We start from the raw sequence: 7,866 nt of genomic DNA on the forward strand, positions 1-7,866 counted from the left end.
ATGATGAAACAAACGCCTTTGTATCAGGCACATTTAGATGCCAATGGAAAAATGGTTGATTTTGGTGGCTGGGAAATGCCACTCAATTACGGCTCGCAATTAGAAGAGCATAATCAGGTGCGACATGATGTAGGGATGTTTGATGTTTCACATATGAGTGTGGTTGATTTTAAGGGCGCTGAGGCAAAACAGTTTTTGCGTGTGTTGATTGCAAATGATGTTGATAAACTCAAAACCAAAGGCAAGGCACTTTATAGTTGTATGCTCAATGAAGCTGGCGGTGTGATCGATGATTTGATTGTTTATTATCAAAACGACACAGACTATCGCATGGTGATTAATGCGGGTACGACAGAAAAAGACATTGCATGGATTAATGCACAAGCACAAGGTTTTGATGTGTGTGTTGAGCCAAAATTTGATTTAGCAATGATTGCCGTTCAAGGTCCGAATGCGCGCGAAAAAGTCTATCAAGCGATACCAGGTACTGAGGAAATTTGTGGTGAGTTAAAGCCTTTTAATGCAGCCAGTTTGGGTGGACTATTTATTGCACGCACAGGTTATACAGGCGAGGATGGGTTTGAGATTATGTTGCCTTCAAGTTCGGCTGAGTTTACTTGGAAGATGTTGCTTGAAGCGGGTGTAAAGCCTTGTGGATTAGGTGCACGCGATACTTTGCGTTTAGAAGCAGGGATGAGTTTATATGGTTCAGAAATGAATGAGGCGGTATCGCCCTTGGAGGCGGCGTTGACTTGGACGCTAGATTTATCGGATAAGAGTCGCGCATTTGTGGGTCGAGATGCACTGGAAATATTACAGCAAAAGGGCACTAACAAGACGATTGTTGGCTTAGTACTGGAAGGCAAAGGTGTGATTCGTGACCATCAAAAAGTAATGACAAATTTGGGTGAAGGCGAGGTAACATCGGGGTCTTTCTCACCAACAATGGGCAAGGCAATTGCACTTGCCAGTGTGCCAAAAGACAGTGAAGGAATATGTGAAATTGAGATGCGTCATAAAATGGTATCGGCTAAAATAGTCAAACCACCATTTGTGCGTAATGGCAAGATTTTAGTTTAGGAGATTATTTATTATGAGCGACATTAGAGACGATAGGCAATACACCAAAAGCCACGAGTGGATTTTAGACAATGGTGATGGTACTTATACAATGGGTATTACTGACCACGCTCAAGCGTTGTTAGGGGATATGGTATTTGTTGAATTGCCGAGTGAAGGCGATGAAACATCTACTGAAGATGAGTTTTGTGTGGTGGAATCCGTGAAAGCAGCAAGTGGCGTTTATGCGCCTGCTGATCTGGAGGTTGTTGAGGCAAATGAAGCACTTGACGCAGAGCCAGAATTGGTTAATACCAGTTGTTACGATAAGGGTTGGTTGGTGAAATTTAAATCAGAAGGTATTAATGATTTAATGGACGCTACTACTTATAGTGAGACACTAGATTAGTTGTTTTCGTGATTAATTCTTTGGTTGCCTATAAAGGCAAGCCTGCGTGTATTTTGAATACTGACGGTAATAAATTTGCGTTAGAATTTGCTGATAGCTCAACGCTCAAGGTCCGAGAGAAAGACTTTCGGTTTATTCATCCTGAATTTACACAAATTAGTGATGATTGTCCACAGGCTGATTTTTCTGTGTTGACAGAGTTTCAAGAAGAAACTTTAAGCTTGCAAGAGATTACCGAGTGGTTGTTTGATGAATTTAACGCACAAACGGCTTGGTGTACTTGTTTATTGGTTGAAGATGGACTATATTTTTATTGGCAAAAAGACAAAGTATTTGTGCGTCCAACAGCGCAGGTTGAAAGCGTGCAGGCGAAGCGAGATGCTGAAAAATTAGCCGCTGAGAGTTTGGTACATTGCATTGATAATCTGTCTAAAAATATCTTTGATGAACAAGATGAGCCTTATCTAAAAGAGATCGCCAGAGTGGCGCTTAATCAGTCAAAAACCGCCAAAATTTTAAGCCATATCGGGGTGGAAAATTTACCTGAAGCCGCCTACAAACTGCTACTTAAAATACAATATTTTGAGCCGAGTTTTAATCCTTATCCTGCGCGCTTTAACATCCCAACAGATGAAGAGATTTCTGTAGATGTGCCAGTCATTGAGCGTGTTGATTTAACGTATTTAGCTAGTTATGCGATTGATAACGAGGACTCAAATGATGCAGATGATGCGATTAGTATTGAGGGTGATAAATTGTGGGTACATGTGGCAGATGTGGCTAATATTGTGCCATCAGGTTCAGATTTAGATGTGTATGCACAGGAGCGTGGTTCTAATTTTTATTTGCCAGAGTCAATTATTCATATGTTGCCCACTTCAGTGACAAAAGCGACTGCATTAAGTGGAGAGTCAAATGCTTTGTCATTTTGCTTTGAGTTTGACGGTGAGAATATCAACAATATTGAAGTGATGCAAAGTAGGGTGAATGTCACTAATACGACTTACAATGAAGTGGATAAGTGGTTGGTTGCTAACTCAAATGAGAACTTGGCAAAGATACAAGCCATTGGTGTCACCCATCAAGCGTTCAGAGATAGTAGAGGTGCAATCAATTTACATTTGCCAAGTGTGGATGTGCGTTTTATTGACGGCAAGGCATCAGTTACACCACAGGTGAGTAGCCCAAGTAGAGATTTGGTGGCTGAAATGATGGTAATGGCAGGGCGTACAATGGCACAATTTACCAGTGACAACCTTATCCCTGTGCCTTATGCGTTGCAAGATGAGGGTGATTTTTCTGAGGAGTTTTTGGCAAAGAAAGATTCTTTGACGCTAAGCGAGTCATTTTTGGCGATTAAGAATTTCAAGCGTTCTGCAACTTCTGTCAAGCCACTACTACATTATGGTTTAGGGCTACCTGCCTATTTACGCGTCACCAGTCCGATGCGGCGTTATTATGATTTGTTAACACACCAGCAGATTATTAATTTTATTACTGATAAGCCAATGTTGAGCGTGAGTCGGGTGAAGGAAATTATTGGCTCAGTTAATGTGGCACTATCCAATGTCCATAAAGTCAGTCGCGCTAGTGACGAGCATTTTAAGTGTCTCTTTTTAAATCAAAATCCGAACTGGACAGCTACAGGTGTGGTGGTTGATATTCGTGGCGATAAGGCGTTATTTATGATTCCTGACATTGGCATGATGACGCAGATTAAGTTTAAAAACTTGCCTCAGTTAGATGAAGAAATGCAACTTCAAGTAAGTCAAGTGAACTTGGTGGATAGGTCAGTGAATTTCAAGGTAGTTTAATTGCTCGCTAATTTCAATAGCATTGCCTTTATCAGCACGCCAATCTCCTAAAACATAACGCGTATATTGCGCATTTTTGTGGATGTTTTGTCTGTGTGTGTGTCCATGAATTAAGTCTGAACCTGCGTATTTTTGCATCAGTTTATCTGTTGTATTTTGGTTAATATCCATAATTTCAAGAGACTTATATCGTTGCGCTACAACGCTTTTTTTGCGTAATTGACCACTGAGTTTAAGGCGTGTTTTTGTTGATAAATGCAGAAAAATAAATTTTGTGATTGGATGTTGCAAAAAACTTTTTAATCGTTGGTATTGTTTGTCATCTGTACACAATTCATCACCGTGTACCAATATATAGTTTTTACTATTAGTTTCAAGTAGATAAGGTGTATTGAGTAACACACAATCTGTTTGTTTGGTAAATTCATCACCTAATAAAAAATCACGATTACCACTAGCGATAAAAACCTTGGTGGTTTTGTTAAGTGTTTTGAGTGCTGAGATAACACTTGGATAGGCATCAAGTGATAAATCATCACCTAGCCAAGTGTTAAATAAGTCGCCTAAGATAAAAATCTGGTCTGCTTCTATCGCCTTTTCATGGCAGAATTTGATAAACAAATTGGTTTTATCTGTCTCACCAGAGACAAGGTGTAAATCTGCAATGAGTAATGTACGCGTCATAAAAGAGGTTGTTTTTTGGCTGTTTTTTTCTTAGTTACTTTTTTCTTGGTTATTTTTTTAATAGTTGTCTTGTTAATAATCACAGCGTCTTCGGGCACATCGCCATGCATACCGTGATTAGCTGTTGATACACCGTTGATTTTATCGACAATATCTTGACCTTCAACTACTTTTCCAAACACGCAATAGCCCCAGCCATCTTGTCCAGGATAATTTAAGGAACTATTGTCTGAGGTATTAATAAAAAATTGTGAACTGGCTGAATGTGGCATCGTTGTTCTTGCCATTGCCACTGTGTATTTGGTGTTTTTTAAGCCATTTTTTGCTTCATTTTCAATCTCAGACTCGGTGGATTTTTCACTCATATCCTTAGTAAAGCCACCACCTTGAATCATAAAATTCTTGATAACACGGTGGAAAATTGTGCCTTCGTAGAAGCCACTTTTGACATAATCAATAAAGTTTTTGGCAGTTTTTGGTGCCTTCTTAGCATCAACTTCAATACAAATTTTCCCCATGTTTGTTTCAAAAATAATCATTGTTTTTTAGAGTGTTTTAATAAGAATGCAAATTATACTTAAAAACACCCTTTCAAAAGCGATTGTCTTGGCGTATAATAGTTTCTTTTTTACGACACGCAGATATTATGTACGCAGTTATTAAAACAGGTGGTCAGCAATTCAGAGTTGAGCAAGGTACAACACTAAAAATTGAGAAATTAGAAGTTGAGCCAGGCAAAAAAGTTACCTTTAAGGATGTTTTGATGGTTGCTGAAGGCGATAAAGTTGAAATTGGCACACCTTTAGTAGCAAAAGCCAGTGTTGAAGCAAAAGTGATTTCACAAGGTAAGGGTAAAAAGGTACACATTCTTAAATTCCGTCGTCGTAAGCATTCAATGAAACAACAAGGTCACAGACAGTTGTTCACTGAGATCGAAATTACAAAAATTAATTCGTAGGAGAATATACCATGGCACATAAAAAAGCAGGCGGTAGTACTAATAACGGTAGAGATTCCGTATCAAAACGCCTTGGTGTTAAAAGATTTGGTGGTCAGGTAGTATTAGCTGGCAATATTTTAGTTCGCCAAAGAGGCACCAAATTCCACCCAGGCACTAATGTTCGCAGAGGCAAGGATGATACATTGTTTGCAACAGCAGATGGCACGGTTGTTTTTGCTAAGAAAGGTAAATTTATGCGTCAAACTGTTTCAATTGAGGCAGTATAAATTTGAACGATATGAGACCTTTGCATAAATAGGAACAATCATCATAAGCCCACTTTTCACCCACTTGACGATTTTCCAGCGACACCCAGCAGTTCTCTAGGAGGGTAACCCAGCCTTAGCACTGCTAGGACAAGATTTAAAGAAATCACCAATTGGGCAAAAATTGGATTTTGCCAATCATCCCTATTTATGCGCTCAAGTTATTTTAAAAAAGCGTCCATTGGGCGCTTTTTTATTATTTAAAATAAGAGTTTTTATTTATTTATATTTTATGAATTACGCAATTATTTTTCCTGGTCAAGGCTCTCAATCTCTTGGCATGTTGTCAGATTTAGCTGATAATTTTCCTTCTGTAAAAAATACCTTCGAAGATGCAAGTGATGTTTTAGGTTTTGACCTTTGGCAGTTAACGCAAGAAGACCAAGATGGACTTAATCAAACGCAAAATACACAAGTAGCAATGTTGGCAGCAGGCTATGCAACTTATCAAGTGCTTGAGCATGAAACAGGTCTATCGCCTATTTGTATGGCAGGACATAGTTTGGGTGAATATACAGCTTTAGTTGCCACAGGTACACTCAATTTTAGTGATGGCATTCAATTAGTGCGTCAGCGTGCTGAATTGATGCAATCAGCTGTGCCACCAGGTGTAGGTGCAATGGCAGCTATTCTAGGTTTGGATGATGAGGCTGCGGTAAAAATCTGTAACGATTATGTTGGCGATGGTGTTGTTGAAGCAGTTAACTTTAATTCAAATGGACAAGTGGTTATTGCAGGCAATAAAGAAGCTGTTGATGTAACTTGTGAAGCGATGAAGATTGCAGGTGCAAAGCGTGCCGTGATATTGCCTGTGAGTGTGCCATCACATTGTTCTTTAATGAATAACGCAGCGACTGTATTTGCTAATGTGGTGCAAGCAGTAAACTTCAAAATGGGCGGCGTTGATGTGCTACATAATGTTGATGCAACAAAAGCAAATGATGTTGCCGATATAAAAGCTAAACTTGTAGCGCAATTATATAAACCCGTCTTATGGACAGGCACAGTGCAAGCAATGTATACTATGGGCGTAGAAAAATTGATTGAATGTGGGCCAGGCAAAGTTTTGGCTGGACTCACCAAAAGAATTGAAAAATCATTAACTGCCAATGCTGTGCTGGACTCAGAGAGTCTTGAGGCAACTTTAAAGGAGATAAAATAATGTCAGATTTAACGGGAAAAATCGTATTAGTAACTGGTGCAAGCCGAGGAATTGGGCAAGCAATTGCCTTATCTCTAGGTGGTGCAGGTGCAAGTGTTATTGGTACAGCAACCAGCGATAAAGGTGCTGATGCAATCAGCAGTATGTTTAAAAATAGTGGTATTACTGGCGTAGGCATGACACTCAATGTGACCGACAATGAGCAAATTACCGAGGTAATGAAAAACATTACTGACACCTATAGTGCAGTGGATATTTTGGTTAATAATGCAGGTATTACCCGTGATAATCTTTTGATGCGCATGAAAGAAGATGAGTGGGATGACATTATGAACACTAATCTTGCTTCGGTTTATAAGATGTCTAAAGCGGTATTACGCGGAATGATGAAGAAGAAAGCGGGGCGCATTATTTCAATTTCCTCAGTGGTTGGTAGCACAGGTAATGCAGGCCAGACTAACTACGCTGCTGCTAAAGCTGGCGTTATGGGTTTTACCAAATCACTGGCGCGTGAAGTTGGGCTTCGTGGCATTACCGTGAATGCAGTTGCACCAGGTTTTATCAAAACAGATATGACAGATGCATTGCCAGAAGAGCAAAAAGAGGCTTTATCTAAGCAAATTCCAATGGGTAGACTTGGCACAGCAGATGAGGTTGCTGGGGCAGTGTTGTTCTTGGCAAGTGAAGGTGGTGCATATGTAACAGCTCAAACTATTCATGTTAATGGTGGTATGTACACCGTTTAACCTAGCCGCGCCCTCTGAGAGGAGAAAAAAATACTAGTTATGATAAGGAAAAATAAGCATTACAATCGTTCCCGTATTTCAGAGAAATAATCAAGTGTTTTTCACTGGATTTAACTGCAGGTCAAATTGCCAGTTTTACTAGTTTAAATAGAAACACTATTAATAAAATTCTTACCTTTGTAAAGATAAGAATTTTTGAATTATCACAGATTCAATCTGATCCATTAGTTGGACAAATTGAAGTGGACGAGAGTATAAAACCCCAACAATTTCAGACAACAATTTAAACTAAACAAAAAAATCGGAGTAAAAAACGAACAAAATATACCTCAGCATTCAAGACTAAATTAGTACTTGAATTACTACAAAATGAAAGCACCATAGTGCAGATTGCCAGCAAGCATAATATTTTGCCTCAGAATCTACAAAATTGGAAGAAGACTTTCCTTGCTAACGCAGAGATTGCCATGGAGCCATCCAAGGCAGTCAAAGAATACAAAGACGAACTTATCAAAGCACAAATGCGAAATGAGCGTTTAACTACACTAGTAGGCAAGGTAACCGTAGAGAAGGAGTGGTTAGCAAAAAAGCTAAAAAGCTTGGGCTCATCTAACCGCAAACAGTTAGTTGATCTCAAGCCTTCCCTATTGCACGCCTCATATTCTTTGTCAGTTAATCATCAATGTCAATTGTTAGGTGTTAACAGAAGTGGGATTTATTACAAGA

The 7,866-nt window shown here is 39.3% G+C and carries 9 protein-coding genes and 2 pseudogenes; 9 read left to right on the forward strand and 2 right to left on the reverse strand.

What is annotated here, in order from left to right:
* From gcvT to BHECKSOX2_RS01825, 3 genes are read left to right on the forward strand one after another with little or no spacing between them, the layout of a single operon-like run.
* Nucleotides 1-1,080 (forward strand): glycine cleavage system aminomethyltransferase GcvT, encoded by a 1,080-nt coding sequence (gene gcvT / locus BHECKSOX2_RS01815; protein WP_139682214.1) that lies wholly within the window; start codon nucleotides 1-3, stop codon nucleotides 1,078-1,080.
* 13 nt (nucleotides 1,081-1,093) lie between these two features.
* Nucleotides 1,094-1,468, forward strand: coding sequence for a glycine cleavage system protein GcvH (gene gcvH, locus BHECKSOX2_RS01820; protein ID WP_090715223.1), 375 nt, complete (start codon nucleotides 1,094-1,096; stop codon nucleotides 1,466-1,468).
* Between the two features lie 8 nt (nucleotides 1,469-1,476).
* Complete coding sequence (locus BHECKSOX2_RS01825; protein WP_139682215.1) at nucleotides 1,477-3,282, forward strand: ribonuclease catalytic domain-containing protein; 1,806 nt, start codon at nucleotides 1,477-1,479, stop codon at nucleotides 3,280-3,282.
* Here BHECKSOX2_RS01825 and BHECKSOX2_RS01830 read toward each other — a convergent pair.
* Both BHECKSOX2_RS01830 and BHECKSOX2_RS01835 read right to left on the reverse strand, forming a co-directional pair.
* Nucleotides 3,259-3,966 (reverse strand): UDP-2,3-diacylglucosamine diphosphatase, encoded by a 708-nt coding sequence (locus BHECKSOX2_RS01830; RefSeq protein WP_139682216.1) that lies wholly within the window; start codon nucleotides 3,964-3,966, stop codon nucleotides 3,259-3,261. The two genes, BHECKSOX2_RS01825 and BHECKSOX2_RS01830, sit on opposite strands and share 24 nt — an antisense overlap.
* Nucleotides 3,963-4,505 carry a peptidylprolyl isomerase gene (locus tag BHECKSOX2_RS01835; protein WP_139682217.1) on the reverse strand — a complete coding sequence of 181 codons (543 nt, stop codon included), beginning with the start codon at nucleotides 4,503-4,505 and terminating at the stop codon, nucleotides 3,963-3,965. Before BHECKSOX2_RS01835 ends, BHECKSOX2_RS01830 begins: the two co-directional genes overlap by 4 nt.
* A gap of 107 nt (nucleotides 4,506-4,612) precedes the next feature.
* Here BHECKSOX2_RS01835 and rplU point away from each other — a divergent pair, with 107 nt between their 5' ends.
* The 6 genes and pseudogenes from rplU to BHECKSOX2_RS01860 all read left to right on the forward strand — a co-directional run.
* Nucleotides 4,613-4,924, forward strand: coding sequence for a 50S ribosomal protein L21 (gene rplU, locus BHECKSOX2_RS01840; protein ID WP_090715214.1), 312 nt, complete (start codon nucleotides 4,613-4,615; stop codon nucleotides 4,922-4,924).
* Nucleotides 4,925-4,935: 11 nt separating this feature from the next.
* Entirely contained in the window at nucleotides 4,936-5,193 is a 258-nt protein-coding gene (gene rpmA / locus BHECKSOX2_RS01845) for a 50S ribosomal protein L27 (protein WP_090715212.1), read from the forward strand.
* Between the two features lie 271 nt (nucleotides 5,194-5,464).
* A complete protein-coding gene (gene fabD, locus BHECKSOX2_RS01850) occupies nucleotides 5,465-6,394 on the forward strand; it encodes an ACP S-malonyltransferase (protein WP_139682218.1) in 930 nt (309 codons plus the stop codon).
* The gene (fabG, locus tag BHECKSOX2_RS01855; protein WP_139682219.1) at nucleotides 6,394-7,140 is read left to right on the forward strand and encodes a 3-oxoacyl-ACP reductase FabG; all 747 of its coding nucleotides are present in this window, start codon (nucleotides 6,394-6,396) and stop codon (nucleotides 7,138-7,140) included. Before fabD ends, fabG begins: the two co-directional genes overlap by 1 nt.
* A gap of 86 nt (nucleotides 7,141-7,226) precedes the next feature.
* Nucleotides 7,227-7,394, forward strand: a pseudogene (locus BHECKSOX2_RS10155) (IS1595-like element ISBaz1 family transposase); the annotation flags it as partial.
* A gap of 114 nt (nucleotides 7,395-7,508) precedes the next feature.
* Nucleotides 7,509-7,866: pseudogene (locus tag BHECKSOX2_RS01860) on the forward strand (IS3 family transposase); the annotation flags it as partial.

This window comes from thiotrophic endosymbiont of Bathymodiolus puteoserpentis (Logatchev) (assembly GCF_900127505.1).
GTDB lineage: Bacteria > Pseudomonadota > Gammaproteobacteria > PS1 > Pseudothioglobaceae > Thiodubiliella.

What these genes read in the sequence shown, in the direction of transcription:
- gcvT (WP_139682214.1), top strand. Translation starts at nt 1, where the DNA reads ATGATGAAACAAACGCCTTTGTATCAGGCACATTTAGATGCCAATGGA.
- gcvH (WP_090715223.1), top strand. Translation starts at nt 1,094, where the DNA reads ATGAGCGACATTAGAGACGATAGGCAATACACCAAAAGCCACGAGTGG.
- BHECKSOX2_RS01830 (WP_139682216.1), bottom strand. Translation starts at nt 3,966, where the DNA reads ATGACGCGTACATTACTCATTGCAGATTTACACCTTGTCTCTGGTGAG.
- BHECKSOX2_RS01835 (WP_139682217.1), bottom strand. Translation starts at nt 4,505, where the DNA reads ATGATTATTTTTGAAACAAACATGGGGAAAATTTGTATTGAAGTTGAT.
- rplU (WP_090715214.1), top strand. Translation starts at nt 4,613, where the DNA reads ATGTACGCAGTTATTAAAACAGGTGGTCAGCAATTCAGAGTTGAGCAA.
- rpmA (WP_090715212.1), top strand. Translation starts at nt 4,936, where the DNA reads ATGGCACATAAAAAAGCAGGCGGTAGTACTAATAACGGTAGAGATTCC.
- fabD (WP_139682218.1), top strand. Translation starts at nt 5,465, where the DNA reads ATGAATTACGCAATTATTTTTCCTGGTCAAGGCTCTCAATCTCTTGGC.
- fabG (WP_139682219.1), top strand. Translation starts at nt 6,394, where the DNA reads ATGTCAGATTTAACGGGAAAAATCGTATTAGTAACTGGTGCAAGCCGA.